Source organism: Oceanobacillus sp. MO10714A, from assembly GCF_037072045.1.
Lineage (GTDB): Bacteria > Bacillota > Bacilli > Bacillales > Amphibacillaceae > Oceanobacillus > Oceanobacillus indicireducens.
Window position 1 is genome coordinate 164,927 of sequence record NZ_JAXHDC010000001.1, and the last position, 18,557, is coordinate 183,483.

Below are 18,557 nucleotides of genomic sequence, written 5' to 3' on the forward strand. Positions count from 1 at the left end.
CCATCACCAAATAATGTATAATATATAGTGATTAGTATGTCCTATAGGTGGTGGGAAGATGGAATTATCGGATCGTCAAGAACAGATCATTGAGATTGTAAAACCAAATGGCCCGATAACGGGTGAGAAAATTGCGGAAAAATTAGGATTAACTAGGGCAACATTACGACCTGATCTTGCTATTCTAACGATGGCGGGGATTTTAGAAGCAAGACCCCGCGTCGGTTACTTTTTTACTGGAAAGACTGGGTCAGAGTTGCTCACTGAGAATATAAAAAAGTTGAAAGTTCAGGACTACCAGCAGATACCGGTTGCAATCAGGGAAGATGCTTCCGTCTATGATGCCATTACATCCATGTTTTTAGAAGATGTAGGTACGTTATTCGTTGTCGATGAACAGTCATGCCTAACAGGTGTTCTTTCCAGAAAAGATTTGCTGCGGGCAAGTTTGGGGCAACAGCATTTAAGCGGCGTACCTGTCCACATCATCATGACTAGGATGCCGAATATTACGGTCTGTAGGAAAAATGATTCCTTAATCGAAGCAGCACAAAAGTTGATCAATAAGCAAATTGATGGACTTCCAGTAGTAAAAGATACGGAAGCCGGACTTGAAGTTATTGGGAGAATAACAAAAACGTCAATGACGAAAGCACTAGTGGAATTAACAATGGATGAACGTTTTGATTGAATATAAGGGGGAAGAAAATGAGTACGAAACCGACCGTATTTATTTTATCGGATTCAGTTGGAGAAACAGCGGAACTTGTAGTAAAAGCGGGATTAAGTCAATTTAACGGGGATTATAAAATTATCCGCATTCCTTATGTTGAAGATCGGGGGACAATTCAGGAATACATACAAATTGCGAAAGAACAGCGAGGGATGATCGGATTCACTTTAGTCGATCCGGAACTCAGAAGTTATTTAAACGAAGAAGCGGAACGCGTTGGTGTTGAGGCAATTGATATAATGGGACCTGCGATGGACGCGATGGAGAAATACTTTAAAAAAGAACCTCGCTTAGAACCCGGTCTCGTACATAAGCTTGATGAAGATTATTTCAAACGGGTAGAAGCAATAGAATTTGCTGTGAAGTATGATGATGGAAGAGACCCAAGAGGAATTGCGCGAGCTGATATTATCCTAGTCGGAATTTCGCGGACTTCAAAGACTCCGTTATCTCAATATCTTGCTAATAAACGGATAAAAGTAGCGAACGTTCCGATTGTTCCAGAAGTCGAGCCACCTGAAGAGTTATTTGAAGTAGCAAAAGATAAATGTATTGGTCTCCGCATCAGTCCGGAGAAATTAAATGAAATTAGGAAAGAAAGGTTAAAAGCCCTTGGACTTGGTAATCAAGCAACCTATGCAACAATTAAACGAATTAACCAGGAACTGGAATACTTTGATAAAGTAATTGAAAAAATTAATTGTGAAGTAATTGATGTATCAAATAAGGCAGTGGAAGAAACCGCAAATATTATTTTACACATGATCAAAAATAAAGCGGAAAATAACTAAAATTCCTTAAAAGTCAAAAAAGGTTGGGTTTTCACCCAGCTTTTTTCCTGTTTTAATAAAAATGAGCAAACGAATAGAAATATTTGTCTAGATGTATTATAATAATTTTTCGTGCAAACCTAGTATTATTACTTAAAATATGCGGAGTTATATTCAGAAAAAAACATTCATTAAAAAGCAGGAATCTGCCCCCTGCTTATCGAAATTAAGAGTAAAGAAAAAGGCAAAATTAATTTTTTGGCGAAAACTGCATAGAATTCCAGCATTTTTATTTTCTTCATTCAGGAAAATAATGGTGGGGAGGTTAATATCATCATAGAGGTGAGCAGATACAGACAAAATAAGTGTGCTGCACTAAATCTGTATAATTAACAGTTCATTGTTTTTTTACGGTTTTATGAAGAAAAATGTCGTTTTTTGAAGGAGTTTCTAGATTTATCACGAATAAATAGAATATGGTGATTGAGTTGAGTCAAATACCAGAAGAAGTAATAGAAGAAGTAAGAAAAGCCAATAATATTGTGGATGTTGTTGGAGAATATGTACAACTAAAGAAACAAGGAAGGAATTACTTCGGTCTTTGTCCCTTCCATGGTGAAAAGACACCATCCTTCTCGGTCACACAGGATAAACAAATTTTTCACTGTTTTGGATGTGGAAAAGGTGGAAATGTCGTGACATTTTTAATGGAAATAGAAAGTTTTTCATTTTTTGAAGCAATGGAGGTGCTGGCCGGTCGCGCAGGAATCAGCCTTCCTACGACAGGAAATGAGAATAGGTCTTCCTATTCCGACGAAAACCAGCGGATACTGGAGGCTTCTGAATGGTTAACAAAGCTTTATCATCATTTACTCCGCTATACGAAGGACGGTAAGGAAGGATATAACTATTTACAAGATCGGTCAATCCAAGATGAAACAATTGATGTCTTTCAACTAGGATTTGCTCCGAATACTAAAGATTTCATTGTGGAATTTCTTGAAAAGAAGGGCTTCAATAAGCAATTACTTATCAAAGCAGGGCTTGTTTCGGAAAGGGATGATGGAACTGTTACGGACCGGTTCCAGGGGCGGGTTATTTTCCCGATACGGAATCACCTCGGTAAGACAGTTGCCTTCGGTGGACGAGCTATTCACGATCAAGGACCGAAATATTTAAACAGTCCGGAGAGCGAATTATTCCAGAAAGGAAGGCTGCTTTATAATTTCGATCTGGCAAAAAGACATATTCGGAAAGAAAATGAAGTAATATTGTTTGAAGGGTATATGGATGTAATTGCAGCTTACCAGGCAGGAATAAAAAATGTTGTAGCTACATTAGGGACAGCGCTCTCGGAATCTCAAGCGAAAATGCTTAGAAGGTACGTCAATGATGTCATTATTTGTTATGACGGAGACGATGCTGGTCAAGAAGCAAGTTTTAAGGCAGCTGCAACTCTACGCCAAGCTGGTTGTAAGGTCAAAGTCGCTTATTTAAAGGACGGAAGTGATCCAGATACCTTTATTGAAAGACACGGCGGCGAAGCATTCCAAGACCAAATCTTACGCGCAAGTGATACGTATATGACGTTTTTAATGCGTTATTATAAAAAAGATTATAATCTTAGCCTAGAAGCCGATAAGCTGAATTACATCCAAAAGGTTTTAAAAGAGCTGTCTATGGTTGAAAGCTCATTAGAAAGGGAATATTATTTACAGGAGCTAAGCAAGGACTTCTCGATGTCTCTCGATGTTCTAAAAGAAGAATTAGAGACAATTCAAGCAAAATATGGGAATCAGCCGGATAAGACAACCGAGAACAGATATACTAGTAATACTGTTATTTTGCCCAAGAAGCGGAAACTATTACCAGCATATCAAAATGCAGAAAGAAAAATTATTTACTATATGATGCAGAACGATTGGGTGGCTAACCGTGTTCAAGAAGAACTCGGGGCAAACTTTAGAGTTGATGATCATAAAATAATTGTTACTTATCTTTATGCTTTCTATGAAGATGGAAACAAACCTGATATAAGTAAATTCCTCGAAAGTATAAATGATGATAGATTGAAACAGCTCATCTCGGAGATAGCTATGTCCCCTGAGGTGGATGAAATTAGTGAGGAGGCGCTCGGTGATTATATTCGAATGGTTGAAACCGAATCAAGTAATAAAAGTGTAATCCAATCTTTAAAAGAACAGTTAAAGGTAGCAGAACAGCAAAGTGATCCGATAAAGGCGGCTCAAATTGCCGAAGAAATTTTACAGATTCAAAGAAAGCTGAAACATTAATGTTAATGGAATTTTAATTTGTTGGAAGGAGGGGGACTCATGACCGATAAAAAGCCTACTCAAACAAAAGAAACTGAAATGACTTTAGAGATGGCTAAGGATAATTTAGTCGAAATTGGTAAGAAACGCGGTACATTAGCCTATGAAGAGGTGGCTGACCGACTTGCTAATTTCGAAATTGAATCCGATGAGATGGAGGAGTTCTACGAATACCTGAATGAACAAGGGATTGAAGTAATTGGAGAATCTGAGGATGATCCAAATATGCAGAAAATAGCAAAGGAAGAAGAAATAGATACGGATGACTTAAGTGTCCCTTTAGGAATTAAAATAAATGATCCAGTTCGTATGTATTTAAAAGAAATTGGAAGGGTGAACCTTCTATCTGCAGCTGAAGAAATTGAGCTTGCATCCCGTATTGAACAAGGTGACGAGGAGGCTAAGCGGAGACTGTCAGAGGCAAACTTGCGTCTTGTTGTAAGTATAGCAAAACGCTATGTTGGCCGGGGTATGCTGTTTTTGGACTTAATCCAGGAAGGGAACATGGGGCTTCTTAAAGCCGTCGAAAAGTTCGATTACCGAAAAGGTTTTAAGTTCAGTACGTATGCAACTTGGTGGATTCGTCAGGCAATTACACGGGCGATCGCTGACCAAGCTAGAACAATCCGGATTCCTGTTCATATGGTGGAGACGATCAACAAGCTTATCCGTGTCCAGCGTTCACTGCTTCAGGACTTAGGAAGAGAACCAACTCCTGAAGAAATAGGAGAGGAAATGGAACTATCACCAGATAAGGTGAGAGATATCCTAAAAATCGCTCAAGAACCAGTTTCACTTGAAACGCCAATTGGGGAAGAAGATGATTCCCATTTAGGCGATTTTATTGAAGACCAGGAAGCTATATCTCCATCTGATCATGCAGCTTATGAATTACTGAAGGAGCAGCTGGAAGATGTACTTGATACTTTAACAGATCGTGAAGAAAATGTACTGCGTCTGCGTTTCGGTCTTGATGACGGTCGTACAAGAACACTTGAAGAAGTTGGTAAAGTGTTCGGTGTAACTCGCGAGCGTATTCGTCAAATTGAAGCGAAAGCATTGAGAAAGCTGCGTCACCCTAGCCGCAGCAAGCGCTTGAAAGACTTCTTAGACTAAGACTATAATCCAGTCATTGTTTACACGATGACAAACGTGTAAACAATGACTATTAAATGACTATTTTACAGTATGGAAACAGGCTCTAAACAAAGATGCTGCCTCATTGAACGATCCTATAAAAAATGGGGTGATTACAGGTGGAGCACGAGCGTAAGATAACAATCATCAATGAAATTGAATACTGGAAACAACATAAACTACTGCCAGAGCATTACTGCGATTTCTTGCTTGCTTTATACACGGAAGGTGAAGAAGCAACAACCATCGAACAACAGAGGAAGGGTACTTCTTTTACGAAGGTGGTAGAGCGCTTTCAAATAGCTTTACTTTACCTGTTACTTCCCTTCTCGTTTATTGTCATCTATTTTACTGAATTTCATGTTAATTTGCAACTAGTTATTTTATTTTTGCTACTTAGCTATTCAGTTGCGGTTGCTATCTATTATAAAAATAAGCGAGCTGTATATTTTCATTCAGCTTTTATCATCAGTCTATTCCTGGGTTTATTACTCAGTTTATCAATAAGTAACTTATGGTTTATCCAACCAATCGCGGCTGCTTTAGTTATCGTATGTAATTTCATATTCTGGATTTTCGCGGGTTATAAATTAAAGAGTAAGTATATCGCTTTTATAGGTGCTTTAGGCGTAATATTTGTTTTTTTGTATTATTTTCTTTGGAATTAATATCATTTCCCTTTAAAATTGACACATTATAGAGTAAACTATATATAGTCTTTTATAGATAGAAAAGGGAATACATAAGGAGGCAATTAAATGAAGAATGCAGTAGTACCATACGCACTTATTGCTGTATTAGGAATTGTTGCTGTCATCATCATTTCAGTTATCGGCTTAAATAACCAAGCGGAAATTGCTGAAGGCGAAGACGAAGGTGAAGAAACAGAACAAGTTGAAAACGGTGGAGAAGAGGGCGGTGAAACAGCTGGTGGTGACGCCGATGAGATTTTCCAGAATAACTGTGCAATGTGTCACGGTGCAGACCTTACTGGTGGAGGCGGACCAGATTTAACAGCTGTAGGTGCATCTTATTCAGCGGATGACATAAAAGAAATAATTCAAAATGGTAAAGGCGCAATGCCACCAGTACAAGCAGTGCAAGGCGAAGAACTCGATGCCCTTGCAGAATGGTTGAGTGAAAAACAGTAATATCTATAAAAGGAAAAGACGAGCTTTCTGCTAGAACAGAAAGCTTTTCTTTTTCAAAAGGAGTAAGGGATGAAACAATTAAACTTTAAACTTTCCAAACGTTTAATTGATGTGGCAAATTTTTTACCAACAGGTGCGACATTTGCCGATATAGGATCAGATCATGCGTATTTACCTTGCTATGTGTGCTCGCATGACCCTACTGCAACCGCAATTGCTGGTGAAGTAAACCAGGGTCCATTTGATAGCGCACAAGCGAATGTCCGGCTGCATGGATTGGCGGGGCGTATTACAGTCCGGCTTGGCGACGGTCTAGATGTTGTAAGAGAGGCCGACGATATCCAGCAAGTGGTCATCGCAGGCATGGGCGGAGGATTAATCAAACAAATTTTATCGGATGGAAAAGATAAGCTTGATACGGTTAACCGTATGATTTTACAACCGAATGTCGATGCGAGAAAGGTAAGAATTTGGCTGCATCAAGAAGGCTTCTTATTGACAGAAGAGCGGATTATGGAGGAGAATGGCCATATTTATGAAATTCTTGTCGCAGATCGGGAAGGTAGTGACCCGTATAAAGACGAGATTATGGATAAACAATTTTTATTAGGTCCGTATTTATTAAAGGATAAATCTCCTGTATTTTATAAAAAATGGCGCAAAGAAGCGGATAAATTAAGCCTTATCATCACACAGATGGAGCAGGCGAACAACCCCGATTTAAAACGGATTAACCAATTTAAACGGGAATTAATTTGGATGGAGGAGGAATTAGTCCATGAGCAAAAAAATCATAGTAAAAACAATTTTTGAAGCACTAGAGGAGCTCGCTCCAATAGAGAAAGCTTATTCATGGGATAATGTTGGTCTACAAATTGGTTCCGCTAATCAAAAAGCAAGCAAAATTATGATTACGCTAGACGTACTTGAATCAGTTGTAGATGAAGCAATTGCAAAAAATGTCGATGTTATTATTGCCCACCACCCCCTATTATTTAAACCGCTGAAACAAATTAATTTTGATACTCCAGAAGGTCGGGTCATCACGAAACTGATTCGGCATAATATTACGGTCTATGCGTCCCACACGAATTTAGATGTTGTAAAAGGTGGAGTAAATGATATGTTGGCTGAACAATTGGAAATACGAAAAGGGAAGCCACTTGTTCAAATTGGTACGGAAAAGCTATATAAGTACGCAGTTCACGTTCCCGTCAGCCATCGAGAAACAATCAAGCAGGTGATTGGTGACGCTGGTGGCGGCGAACAGGGTGATTATACTCACTGTTCCTTTGAAATAGAAGGAACTGGCTCATTTAAGCCGGGATCACAAGCCGATCCATTCATAGGTGAAATCGGGGAGATTGCAAAGGTTGAAGAAGTAAAAGTTGAAGCACTTGTACCAGAACATTCTCTTAAGCGAGTTATAGCAGCCGTTCTGGAGGAACATCCTTATGAAGAACCAGCTTATGACATTATCGAATTAACCAATCCCGGTGCAAGCTTTGGACTCGGTCGAATCGGTGAAGTGAAAAATCAAACGAATCTCCAGCAATATGCAGAAGAAGTGAAAGAAAAGTTAGGTTTATCGCATGTTCGAGTTGTTGGAGATTTACAAAAGAATGTTAAAAAAGCGGCTGTAATTGGCGGCAGCGGGGAAAAGTATATTCACGCAGCGAAACGTGCCGGTGCAGACGTTTATATTACAGGGGATGTAGGTTTCCACCAAGCACAGATCGCGATGGAAATGGGACTTGCAATGATTGATGCCGGTCACTATATTGAATCTGTAATGAAAGATAGTGTTAAGGACTATTTAAAACAGAAATTAACAGAATTTGATGTAGAAATTATTACATCCGAACGTAATACCGACCCATTCCAATATTTATAACGGAATGAAGTTAACGGTAAAAAGGAGTACGACTATGACAAAAACTACATTTCAATCCTTAGGCATGCATCCTGCATTAATGGATGTCGTCCAGAAGTTGCAATTTAATCATCCAACTGAAATACAAGAAAAGGTCATTCCGCCGATTCTAAATGGGCAAAGTGTGATTGGCCAGTCGCGAACAGGATCAGGAAAGTCACATGCTTTTCTGCTGCCCCTATTTAATCAACTGGATACAAGTAAAAGGGAAGTCCAATTCGTCATCACAGCCCCGACGAGGGAGCTTGCTATTCAGTTACATGATGAAGTTAAAAAAATTATCCATTATGCAGATAAAGACGGGATCTGGGTAAGTAAGTTGCTGATTGGTGGAACGGATAAACAGAAAATGATGGAGAAATTAAAAACACCACCTCATATTATCGTTGGAACTCCCGGGCGGATTCTCGATATGGTGAAATCGGAAAGTTTATCGATTTATTCAGCGAAATCTTTTGTCGTGGATGAAGCAGATTTAATGCTTGACTTAGGGTTTATTCAAGATGTCGACCAATTGCTTGTTCGGTCAAAACAGGATATTCAATTACTAGTGTTTTCTGCTACAATTCCTGAAAGGCTGCGACATTTCTTTCAAAAATATTTGGACCAACCAGTTTATGTTAAAATTGAAGAACATTTCTCACCTGAATTGATGGAACATCAATTTATTGCTGTAAAACATCGCGATAAGGGAGAAGTTATTCGTGATATTTCAAAAGTAATCCAACCATACCTCGCTTTAGTATTTACAAATGGGAAAGCAGAAGCAGACGCATTATTGGATAGCTTGCTACGTCACGGCTTAAATGCTGGTATTATTCATGGTGGTTTATCACCGCGTGAAAGAAAACGTGTATTAAAAGAAATCCAAAATTTACGTTATGAATATGTCGTTGCAACTGATCTTGCCTCAAGAGGGATTGACATAAAAGGTGTGAGTCATGTTATTAATGCTGACTTACCGAAAGAGGAAGCATTTTATATTCACCGCGTCGGCCGAACTGCAAGGGCGGGTCTGGAAGGTACAGCAATCAGTTTATACACCGAAGAAGATTTTGGTCTGATTGAGAACCTAGAGAAAAAAGGGTTGCAAATAACGTATATTGATGTTAAAGATAAGGAGTTCGTTACCGCAAAACCTTGGAATACACGGAAGTTAAGAAAAAACCAAGCGTCTGCGATTGAAAAAGAAGCATGGAAACGTGTCAAGAAAGCAAAGAAGGTTAAACCAGGTTATAAAAAGAAACAAAAACAAGAACAGGAAAATATAAAGAGAAAATTAGCTGCAAAAAAATATAACAAAAGAAAATAATCAGGAGAGGTGTACGTTTTGTTGAAGATTGGATCGCATGTATCAATGAGTGGCAAAAAAATGCTGTTAGGCTCTAGTGAGGAAGCTGTTTCATACGGAGCAAATACGTTTATGATTTATACAGGTGCCCCTCAGAATACGAGAAGAAAACCACTTGAAGAATTAAATATAGAAAAAGGAAAAGAACATATGAAGGAGCATGGGATTACAGATATTATTGTCCATGCCCCGTATATTATTAATATCGGCAATACGCAAAAACCAGCAACATTTGAACTTGGAGTAAATTTTCTAAGAAGTGAAATGGAGCGTACGGAAGTAATCGGAGCGAAACAAATCGTCCTGCATCCCGGGGCTCATGTCGGTTCAGGGGAAGACGCCGGTATTAAAAGAATTATTGAAGGTCTGAATGAAGTGTTGACAAGAGAACACGAAGTGCAAATCGCATTAGAAACGATGGCAGGAAAAGGTTCGGAAATCGGGAAGACATTCGAGGAACTGGCAAGAATTATTGACGGGGTTACATTTAATGAAAAACTTTCGGTATGTATGGATACATGTCACATTCATGACGCTGGTTATGACATTGTCAATGACTTTGACGGTGTATTGAATGAATTTGATAAAACCATTGGAGTTGACCGTATTAAGGTTGTTCATGTCAATGACAGTAAAAATCCAAAAGGCGCAAGAAAAGACCGTCATGAAAACATCGGTTTCGGCCATATAGGCTTCGAACCATTACATTACATCATTAATCATCCACAGCTGAAAGAACTGCCAAAAATTCTCGAAACACCATATGTAGGGGAAGACAAGAAAAATAAAAAAGCGCCATATAAACACGAAATTGAAATGATAAAAGACGGTAATTTCAATGCGGATTTAAAAGAAATTATTATGCAATAAATAGACTGGGGCATAACTACACGATATGGATTAATTAACGAACAGATCTACTCACCGGCCGCCTGCGAAAACGAAGTATCTTTCCGCGACCGCCGGTGAGAATCATGATGATAAGTTCTGATGTTTACCATACATTAAAGTTATGACCCGTTTTTTTATTGAAATAAATGTTCTAGTCCATAGCTCTTAATAAGTTGTTCAAATAAAGCCCTTGCCTTTTGTGCAGTCTGGGGATTCGTAATTGCCGCTATTTTATCATGCGCTTCATCGATTCCTTTTTTTGAAAAAATATCAATATCATTTGTTTGGATATAATGGATAATTTTTGTTGCTTCATCCCTTGTTAACGAAAATCCGTATTGATCCGCATAATGTAAAATCTCTCCGGCTGTTAACTGTCTCAGCTTGGTTTTCACCATTTCTTTAATAAAAAATGACATCAGCTTCCTCCTTTATTTATTGTGTCATACATAAGCTATGCAAAGCAGGTTCCAATCTTGCCAGTTAATAACATCATAAGTGTGGCCAGACTCCATAAACTAACGTTGAACACGATGAAAAGGAGGCAAAATAAAATGGATGATGATAAACGCAATATCCAATCAGCACCACATCGCGGCGGTGAAGACAGATATAGAAAGCGCCATGATGAAGAATTTGCTGAAGAGTTCGCAATGGATGATGCCGATGCCCGTCATGATGATGACGTTATCAGTACGTACGGGTGGATTGGTATTGTTCTATCCTTACTTTCCTTTTTGGTTTGGCCAGTCTTTTTTGGAGCGGTAGGTATCATCCTAGGCTTCGTTTCCCGGAGCAAGGGTGCTGATACACTAGGTAATATCGCAATCGGTATTGGGGCACTATCCATTATCCTGCGTATATTTATGTAGATAAGAGAGAGGTTGTTACTCAACCTCTCTCTTGTTGTTTTTGCGGTTCATTGTATAATGGAAAGTAATAGAAAGAATTAGGTAGAAGTGACTCTGTATCAACACCTGGATTCAACTTTTCAAAATCATTGATAACTTGTTGGACATCTAAATAATCCAATTCATTAATTTCTTCTGTGACCGATAATATGGTATCTCCATGCTTGATTTTAATATGGGCAATTCCGGTATCTTTATCCTCTTGTACTTTTACAACGCTCTCTTCTTTCAGTGGTTGTTGTTTGGATAAATCATCAATGACACTTATTATCACTAAGATAAATAGTAATAATAAGGATAAACGTTTAGATGTTGACATAGTTTTCTCCTTTTTTCCACAGTAATCATCCCTAAAACTTCCAGTTCAGATGAGTCACTCATGATTTGCTCAACTAATCAGTGGAATGAAGCATTCTTCTGATTAAAGTTTTTTTATGAAACAAAATTTATACTTAATCCGTAGATATAAATGAAAGGGGAAATTATTATGGGCATATTTGATCTTGAATGGATTGGATTAGTTATTACATTCTTGGGAACGCTATTCCTTATTGGAGAAGTACTCGTTAATATGCGAGGTCTGTTTGCATTGTTGGGAATTGGCTTTATTACCGTTTATTTTAGTGCCTATGCTGGAACAGAATCCGTTATACTTATGATTATTATTTATTTTGTTGGTTTAGTACTAATTATTATAGATGGGAAATTACTAAATGATGGTACGCTTTCAACGATTGGGCTTGTAGCTATGCTAACCTCAGTCGGTGTAGCCGCTCCTAGTTTAACTGCTGCTCTATTTGCCATCATTGGTGTTGTGTTAGGTGCGGCTTGCTCGTTCTTTTTCCTGAAAGTGTTTAAGCGAAGGGAAATGTGGACCAAAATTGCTCTCAAAGATCAGCTCAGCAAAGAGGCTGGTTATAACTCGATGAATATGGAATATGAAAAATTAGTCGGAGAAAAGGGAGTTGCACTTAATGATTTACGACCAGTGGGAACAGTACGAATCAATGGAAAAGATTATAGTGCCCAGTCGGAGGGGAAATGGATCTCAAAAGATACAGAAGTAACTGTTGTTAAAGTAGATGGTACAAAGATACAGGTTGAAGAAATTGTATAGAACAATTGCTAATGCTTGCCTAATTAGGTAAAGCATTATTTTTTTGTCTTTTTGACATAAAGTTGTTCGTTAAGGGTAAAAACTACATTATAAAAGAGCGTTTGTAAAAATTATGTAAATTTTATTAAAAAGGCTTTACAAATCATGGACTAAAATTAATAATAGATAAGTATGCGAATTTCAGGCTTGAAAGGATGAAAATAATTGGATATTGATGTGCAATCGCTCATATTTGATTTTATCGGCGGTATAGGAATATTCCTCCTCGGTATCAAATTCATGGGAGATGGACTTCAGCGTTCTGCTGGAGATAGATTAAGGGATATACTGGATCGATTCACAAGCAATCCATTTCTCGGTGTTTTAGCGGGGATTGTCGTCACGCTATTAATTCAGAGCAGTTCAGGAACAACGGTGCTTACTGTTGGTCTTGTCAGTGCCGGCTTTATGACGCTAAGACAAGCGATCGGTGTCATTATGGGAGCGAATATCGGAACGACAGCAACTGCGTTTATTATCGGGATTGACATAGGGGAATATGCCTTGCCAATTCTCGCTGTCGGTAGTTTCTTAATTTTCTTCTTTAGTAACCAAAAAGTAACTGCCATTGGACAAGCACTCTTTGGATTTGGAGCTCTATTCTTCGGACTTGAATTAATGAGTAGTGGAATGAGCCCACTGCGTACACTTGATTCTTTCCATGAATTAACTGTCAGTATGAGTGAAACACCAATCCTCGGTGTTGTAATTGGAACAGTATTTACAATGGTTGTTCAAAGTTCTACTGCAACGATTGGGATCTTGCAAGGACTAATGTCAGAAGGGGCAATCAAGCTTGATGCAGCAATACCGGTTTTATTAGGTGATAATTTAGGAACAACGATTACTGCAATTATTGCTTCATTAGGGGCTTCGATTGCCGCTAAGCGAGCTGCATTAACACATGTGGTCTTCAATATTATCGGGGTAGTTATATTTATGATCTTATTAAGTCCGTTTATTTCTTTTGTAACTTATTTGCAAGAACAACTATCCTTGAACCCATCCATGACAATTGCGGTCGCACATGGTTCTTATAATATTATGAATACAGCAATTCAATTCCCGTTCATCGGTGCATTAGCATGGATTGTTACGAAACTGATTCCTGGAGAAGATATGGTTATTGAATATAAACCACAGCATTTAGATCCAATTGTTATTAATAAATCTTCTTCACTTGCACTCGAACAGGCAAAATTAGAAGTATTACGTATGGGGGACTTTGCATATAAAGGCTTGGAAGAAACGTTGAAATATGCTCAAACATTAGATACAAAACATTCGGAAATGGCAAGTCAAGTTGAAGGTGCAATTAATAACTTGGATCGCAAAATAACCGAATATCTTGTCGCTATATCTGCAGAATCTATGACGAAGTGGGAAAGGGATAAACATACTCTCTTAATGGATAGTGTGCGCGATATTGAACGAATTGGCGACCACTTTGAAAACATCACTGAGTTGATTGACTATCGGATATCCAATAAGGTTGATTTAACGGATCAGGCAATGGATGACTTAAACAGTATGTTCGATTTAACTTTATTAACGGTGAAACAATCTATTGAATGTTTAGACAATCGTGATAAAGAATTAGCACTCGAAGTAATTCGTAAAGAGGAACAAATTGACCAGATGGAAAGAAAATACCGGAAGCGACATATTATCCGAGTGAATGAAGGATTATGTACTGCGTCTGCGGGAATTGTTTTTGTCGATATTTTAAGTAACTTAGAGCGTATCGGCGACCATGCGGTTAATATTGTAGAAGAAATTTTAGAACAACAATAAACTATTGAGGGGAAAGAAATAATTTCTTTCCCCTTTTCAATTGATAAAGCTGTGAAGAAAGATTTGATCCTGCATTTTTGAAATGGATTTGGAAATATCCGCAGACGAGAAGGCCAGCAACAATAAATAAATTAGAAAAGTTGTCCGAAGAAAAGAAGGTTATTATTTTACATTCGCCAAAAGAAGTGAAACGCTTTATAGAAAACTTGGAAGGAGAAGTATTATGAAATATTCCTGTCCTTTCTGCGGTTATAAAGTGAAACTTCATTCAGTGGGGGTTTCCTTCCCTCCCCCACTGAATGTTAGCTGAACAGAATCAGGTATTTACGGGCTGTATATCCCTCACCTGAATACCCGTGATTTCAACTGTGGAATGAAGGGCATACTATATTAGGCAAAGAATTTAAATTAAAGTAAACAAGTTCGTTAAAATAAATGCATTTTCGGATAGAATGTTGTATAATGAAAACCTATGACTTGTAAACTTAATGTCGAATGAACACGAACAATTCATCAAAAAATTTCTTTGAAGAAAAAGTATTGCAAAAGGGCAATAAAAGTGTTGACATTTTTTCTAGGACATGGTAAATTATATCTTGTTGGTTAATCCACAGCAATTTATTCCACAGTAGCTCAGTGGTAGAGCAATCGGCTGTTAACCGATCGGTCGTAGGTTCGAATCCTACCTGTGGAGCCATGGCGGCGTAGCTCAGCTGGCGAGAGCGTACGGTTCATACCCGTGAGGTCGTGGGTTCGATCCCCTCCGCCGCTATACTAGGTTACAGTGTGCAAGCTGTACGCTGTAACCCATTTAAATCATGAAATGTGCAGAGCTACATCTTTTACCGATGGCGGTCGTGGCGAAGTGGTTAACGCACCGGATTGTGGCTCCGGCATCCGTGGGTTCGATCCCCACCGATCGCCCCATCAATATATCATATGAACGGACCCTTAGCTCAGTTGGTTAGAGCTATCGGCTCATAACCGATCGGTCGCAGGTTCGAATCCTGCAGGGTCCACCATTTTGTTTAAGTTTAATAGTTGGAGGTATACCCAAGTCTGGCTGAAGGGGTCGGTCTTGAAAACCGAGAGGCGGGTCAAACCGCGCGGGGGTTCGAATCCCTCTACCTCCTCCATTTACATATCTTGTAAATAAATAGAAAAAATAGGCTCGGTAGCTCAGTCGGTAGAGCAACGGACTGAAAATCCGTGTGTCGGCGGTTCGATTCCGTTCCGAGCCACCATTGTCCAAACAAGCAAACATGCTTGTTTTTTTAATGTCTTCATCCTTGTGTGACTCGATCCTCCTTTGTATAAAATAAAAGATTTACTTTCTATGAAGCATAAAATTTGCAACAAATATAAAGCTTTGATAATCTACAATTACAGGTAAGATAATATTAAGGGAGGAAGATTTTTATGGCAAAATTTGAACTACCAGAATTACCATATGCATATGATGCATTGGAAAAGTCTATTGACAAAGAGACGATGAACATTCACCATACGAAACACCACAACACGTACGTTACAAACCTTAATAACGCATTAGAGGGTCATGCTGACTTACAGGAGAAATCACTGGAAGAGCTAATCAGTAACCTTGACGCTGTACCTGAAAGCATCCGTACCGCTGTTCGCAATAATGGTGGGGGACATGCTAACCATAGCCTGTTTTGGGAAATCTTGTCACCAAACGGAGGCGGAGAACCGACTGGCGAATTAGCGGATAAAATCAATGCTAAATTTGGCAGTTTCGACAAATTTAAAGAAGAATTCAAAACTGCAGCGACTGGCCGTTTCGGTTCAGGTTGGGCATGGCTAGTAGTTGATAACGGCGAACTTGAAATCACAAGTACGCCAAACCAAGACTCTCCATTAATGGAAGGTAAGACTCCTATTTTAGGATTAGACGTTTGGGAGCATGCTTACTACTTGAGATATCAAAACAAGCGCCCTGATTACATTGATTCCTTCTGGGATGTAGTAAACTGGGATGAAGTTGCTAAGCGCTATAACGAAGCAAAATAATTATTCCATTACAGAAAACGTGAAGAAAATCAATCTTCACGTTTTTCTTTTGTCTTAATGGACTTCACCCTGACTTAACAATGATAAATTGCTAATAAATAACGAAATACATAAGGTTTTATGGTAGAATATAAGAGCAGATATTTCAGCATTACGAAAAATGAGGGGGCGTATAATGAAGGAAAAAAAGAAAAAAAGAGCACAGCTTCCCTTTCGAACAAATATAATCTTTTTCATCGTGTTCTTATTATTTTCAATGCTGATTTTTCAACTAGGTGTCGTGCAAATCCTAAATGGAGAAGAATTCCAAGAGGAAATTGACAAAACGATTCAAGATACGACTAAAATCCCGGTACCTCGGGGAAAAATATATGACAGAAATGAAAATTTAGTTGTTGATAATAAGGCGCTATATTCCATTACGTATACACCTCCCAAAGGTGTGCAGCCACAGGATCGTTTAGACCTCGCGGAAAAGTTAGCGAAGTTTATTTCGATGGACAGCGAAGAAGAGCTTAACAAAATAACAGATCGGGATAAGCGCGAATATGTCTATCTGAAAGATTTGGCAAAAAACGAAGGTAAATCAGCTGATGAAAGGGAAGAAACATACGAGGACTTGTTACCGGAAGAAAAAACGAAGGACATGTCCAACGCAGAAATTTACCAAGAGGTTTTAAAATCCATTCCAGATGAGCATGTGGCAGATAATAATTTTACAAAAGAAGAACTCGAAGTGATCCGGATTAAAAAAGAACTGGATAAAGCTTACTCCTTAACGCCGCAAATTATTAAAAATGAGGATGTTACACCGGAAGAATATGCACTCGTCTCAGAAAATCTCGACCAATTGCCAGGAATCAATGCAACAACAGACTGGGATCGTGAGTATATGTATGGCTCTACAATTCGAAGTCTTCTAGGAAGTATCAGTACCCATCAAACCGGGATCCCAGCAGAAAATATGCAATATTTCATGTCACGAGGCTACAGTAGAAATGACCGGGTTGGCAGAAGTGGATTAGAACAGCAATATGAAGATGTTCTTAGGGGTACAAAAGAAAAAATTGAATATACAACGACGAAATCAGGTGCCATCATCGATTCCAAGACCCTTGTTAAGGGTGAGAGAGGGAAGGATCTCATTCTAACGATTGATATGGAATTCCAAGAAAAGGTAGATGAGATTCTGGAGGACGAGTTAAGAAAGGCAATTCAATTAGACCCTTATAATAACCGTTACTTAAACGATGCACTAGCAGTTGTGATGGATCCGAAAACAGGAGAATTAATTTCAGTAGCCGGGAAAACATACGATCATAAGGAAGGGACATTTAGCTATAGTCCGCATCACACATTGCATGATGCTCATCGACCAGGTTCGGTTGTAAAAGGTGCTACCGTATTAGCGGGATTGCATTCAGGTGTAATCAGTCCAGGTCAAAGCTTTTATGACAGGCCTATCAAAATAGCGGGCACCCCAGAAAAACGATCCTTATCAAGCACAATTGGTTTGGCAGATGATATCAAAGCATTGAAAGAATCATCGAACATATATATGTTCTATATTGCTCTACGAATGGCGGGGGATTATCGTACTCCATTTCCAAATGGGGCGAGTTCATCAATGGATCTTGCGGCATGGCAGGAAATGCGAAATTATTTCCTTCAATTTGGTTTAGGTGCTCCCACTGGTATAGATTTTCCATCTGAATCAACAGGAGTACTTGGTCAGTCTAAAAATGACGTTGGTCTACTGATGAACTATGCAATTGGCCAGTATGATACGTATACAACTCTTCAATTAGCTCAATACGTTTCGACTATCGCTAATGATGGTTACCGTGTGCGCCCGCATTTCGTAAAAGAGATACGAGAACCAATCGCTTCCAAGAAGGAATTAGGTCCACTTTATAAATCGATAAATACAGAGTACTTGAATCAAATTCAAGCGAGCGAATCGGAAATTGCTCGAGTGCAGGAAGGCTTTAGGCAAGCATTCCAAGTGCAGCGCGGTACGGCTTATAGTAACTTTGCAGGGAAAGATTATAATGCTGTAGGTAAGACGGGAACAGCGGAGAATACGGTTTATGTCGATGGGGTAGGGTATGATACAATCAACCGTGCGATCATCGGTTATGCTCCAATGGATAACCCAGAAGTTGCTTTTGCAGTACTGGTTCCAAATATCGGCATTAATGCAAGAGAAGATGGGAATGTCGCCAACCGGATTGCCGAGCGTATTCTTGATACGTACTTCGAAATGCAAGAAGAGCAGGATGATGGCGATGCTGAAGAAGCGGCAGAAGATGGAGAATCGTAAAAAAGCTCAATATTATTTACACAATAATTTAACACTCATTTAA

At 38.8% G+C, this 18,557-nt stretch carries 17 protein-coding genes, 6 tRNA genes and 1 pseudogene; 22 read left to right on the plus strand and 2 right to left on the minus strand.

Annotated features, from left to right (window positions below):
• The first annotated feature begins 58 nt into the window (after positions 1 to 58).
• The 10 genes from SPD53_RS00850 (at position 59) to SPD53_RS00895 (ending at position 10,278) form a co-directional block, all read left to right on the plus strand.
• Positions 59 to 691 (plus strand): helix-turn-helix transcriptional regulator, encoded by a 633-nt coding sequence (locus SPD53_RS00850; protein ID WP_156856809.1) that lies wholly within the window; start codon positions 59 to 61, stop codon positions 689 to 691.
• A 17-nt stretch (positions 692 to 708) separates the two neighbouring features.
• On the plus strand, positions 709 to 1,524 hold the full coding sequence (locus tag SPD53_RS00855) for a pyruvate, water dikinase regulatory protein (protein ID WP_188859338.1): 816 nt from the start codon (positions 709 to 711) through the stop codon (positions 1,522 to 1,524).
• 455 nt (positions 1,525 to 1,979) lie between these two features.
• Positions 1,980 to 3,797, plus strand: a complete 1,818-nt coding sequence (gene dnaG, locus SPD53_RS00860; RefSeq protein ID WP_336251379.1) for a DNA primase — start codon at positions 1,980 to 1,982, stop codon at positions 3,795 to 3,797.
• 39 nt (positions 3,798 to 3,836) lie between these two features.
• Positions 3,837 to 4,952, plus strand: a complete 1,116-nt coding sequence (gene rpoD, locus SPD53_RS00865) for an RNA polymerase sigma factor RpoD (protein ID WP_156856806.1) — start codon at positions 3,837 to 3,839, stop codon at positions 4,950 to 4,952.
• 140 nt (positions 4,953 to 5,092) lie between these two features.
• On the plus strand, positions 5,093 to 5,641 hold the full coding sequence (locus SPD53_RS00870; protein WP_156856805.1) for a hypothetical protein: 549 nt from the start codon (positions 5,093 to 5,095) through the stop codon (positions 5,639 to 5,641).
• 90 nt (positions 5,642 to 5,731) lie between these two features.
• Positions 5,732 to 6,124, plus strand: coding sequence for a c-type cytochrome (locus SPD53_RS00875; RefSeq protein ID WP_156856804.1), 393 nt, complete (start codon positions 5,732 to 5,734; stop codon positions 6,122 to 6,124).
• A gap of 69 nt (positions 6,125 to 6,193) precedes the next feature.
• A complete protein-coding gene (locus SPD53_RS00880; protein ID WP_156856803.1) occupies positions 6,194 to 6,937 on the plus strand; it encodes a tRNA (adenine(22)-N(1))-methyltransferase in 744 nt (247 codons plus the stop codon).
• Complete coding sequence (locus tag SPD53_RS00885) at positions 6,903 to 8,018, plus strand: Nif3-like dinuclear metal center hexameric protein (RefSeq protein WP_156856802.1); 1,116 nt, start codon at positions 6,903 to 6,905, stop codon at positions 8,016 to 8,018. Before SPD53_RS00880 ends, SPD53_RS00885 begins: the two co-directional genes overlap by 35 nt.
• Positions 8,019 to 8,052: 34 nt before the next feature.
• On the plus strand, positions 8,053 to 9,369 hold the full coding sequence (locus tag SPD53_RS00890) for a DEAD/DEAH box helicase (protein WP_336251380.1): 1,317 nt from the start codon (positions 8,053 to 8,055) through the stop codon (positions 9,367 to 9,369).
• Between the two features lie 18 nt (positions 9,370 to 9,387).
• Positions 9,388 to 10,278: a deoxyribonuclease IV gene (locus SPD53_RS00895; RefSeq protein WP_156856800.1), complete on the plus strand. Its 891-nt coding sequence runs from the start codon at positions 9,388 to 9,390 to the stop codon at positions 10,276 to 10,278.
• A 155-nt stretch (positions 10,279 to 10,433) separates the two neighbouring features.
• Here the strand turns inward: SPD53_RS00895 and SPD53_RS00900 are convergent, their stop codons facing one another.
• Positions 10,434 to 10,718: a DUF2624 domain-containing protein gene (locus SPD53_RS00900; protein ID WP_156856799.1), complete on the minus strand. Its 285-nt coding sequence runs from the start codon at positions 10,716 to 10,718 to the stop codon at positions 10,434 to 10,436.
• A gap of 135 nt (positions 10,719 to 10,853) precedes the next feature.
• Between SPD53_RS00900 and SPD53_RS00905 the strand changes: the two genes are divergently transcribed.
• Positions 10,854 to 11,171: a hypothetical protein gene (locus SPD53_RS00905; RefSeq protein ID WP_336251381.1), complete on the plus strand. Its 318-nt coding sequence runs from the start codon at positions 10,854 to 10,856 to the stop codon at positions 11,169 to 11,171.
• Between the two features lie 19 nt (positions 11,172 to 11,190).
• Here the strand turns inward: SPD53_RS00905 and SPD53_RS00910 are convergent, their stop codons facing one another.
• The gene (locus SPD53_RS00910; protein ID WP_188859334.1) at positions 11,191 to 11,529 is read right to left on the minus strand and encodes a hypothetical protein; all 339 of its coding nucleotides are present in this window, start codon (positions 11,527 to 11,529) and stop codon (positions 11,191 to 11,193) included.
• Between the two features lie 168 nt (positions 11,530 to 11,697).
• Between SPD53_RS00910 and SPD53_RS00915 the strand changes: the two genes are divergently transcribed.
• The 11 genes and pseudogenes from SPD53_RS00915 to SPD53_RS00965 all read left to right on the plus strand — a co-directional run bounded on the left by SPD53_RS00915 (position 11,698) and on the right by SPD53_RS00965 (position 18,514).
• Positions 11,698 to 12,327, plus strand: coding sequence for an NfeD family protein (locus SPD53_RS00915; protein WP_336251382.1), 630 nt, complete (start codon positions 11,698 to 11,700; stop codon positions 12,325 to 12,327).
• A gap of 204 nt (positions 12,328 to 12,531) precedes the next feature.
• A complete protein-coding gene (locus SPD53_RS00920; protein ID WP_336251383.1) occupies positions 12,532 to 14,160 on the plus strand; it encodes a Na/Pi cotransporter family protein in 1,629 nt (542 codons plus the stop codon).
• A gap of 50 nt (positions 14,161 to 14,210) precedes the next feature.
• A pseudogene (locus SPD53_RS00925) lies at positions 14,211 to 14,387 on the plus strand (topology modulation protein); the annotation flags it as partial.
• A gap of 395 nt (positions 14,388 to 14,782) precedes the next feature.
• A tRNA-Asn gene (locus SPD53_RS00930) sits at positions 14,783 to 14,857 on the plus strand.
• Position 14,858: 1 nt separating this feature from the next.
• Positions 14,859 to 14,932 (plus strand) — tRNA-Met (locus SPD53_RS00935).
• Between the two features lie 79 nt (positions 14,933 to 15,011).
• Positions 15,012 to 15,087 (plus strand) — tRNA-His (locus SPD53_RS00940).
• An 18-nt stretch (positions 15,088 to 15,105) separates the two neighbouring features.
• Positions 15,106 to 15,182: transfer RNA gene (locus SPD53_RS00945), tRNA-Ile, on the plus strand.
• A 21-nt stretch (positions 15,183 to 15,203) separates the two neighbouring features.
• Positions 15,204 to 15,296, plus strand: a tRNA-Ser gene (locus SPD53_RS00950).
• Between the two features lie 32 nt (positions 15,297 to 15,328).
• Positions 15,329 to 15,404: transfer RNA gene (locus tag SPD53_RS00955), tRNA-Phe, on the plus strand.
• A gap of 175 nt (positions 15,405 to 15,579) precedes the next feature.
• Positions 15,580 to 16,191, plus strand: coding sequence for a superoxide dismutase SodA (sodA, locus tag SPD53_RS00960; protein WP_156856793.1), 612 nt, complete (start codon positions 15,580 to 15,582; stop codon positions 16,189 to 16,191).
• 175 nt (positions 16,192 to 16,366) lie between these two features.
• Positions 16,367 to 18,514: a peptidoglycan D,D-transpeptidase FtsI family protein gene (locus SPD53_RS00965; protein WP_336251384.1), complete on the plus strand. Its 2,148-nt coding sequence runs from the start codon at positions 16,367 to 16,369 to the stop codon at positions 18,512 to 18,514.
• The last annotated feature ends 43 nt before the right edge of the window (positions 18,515 to 18,557 follow it).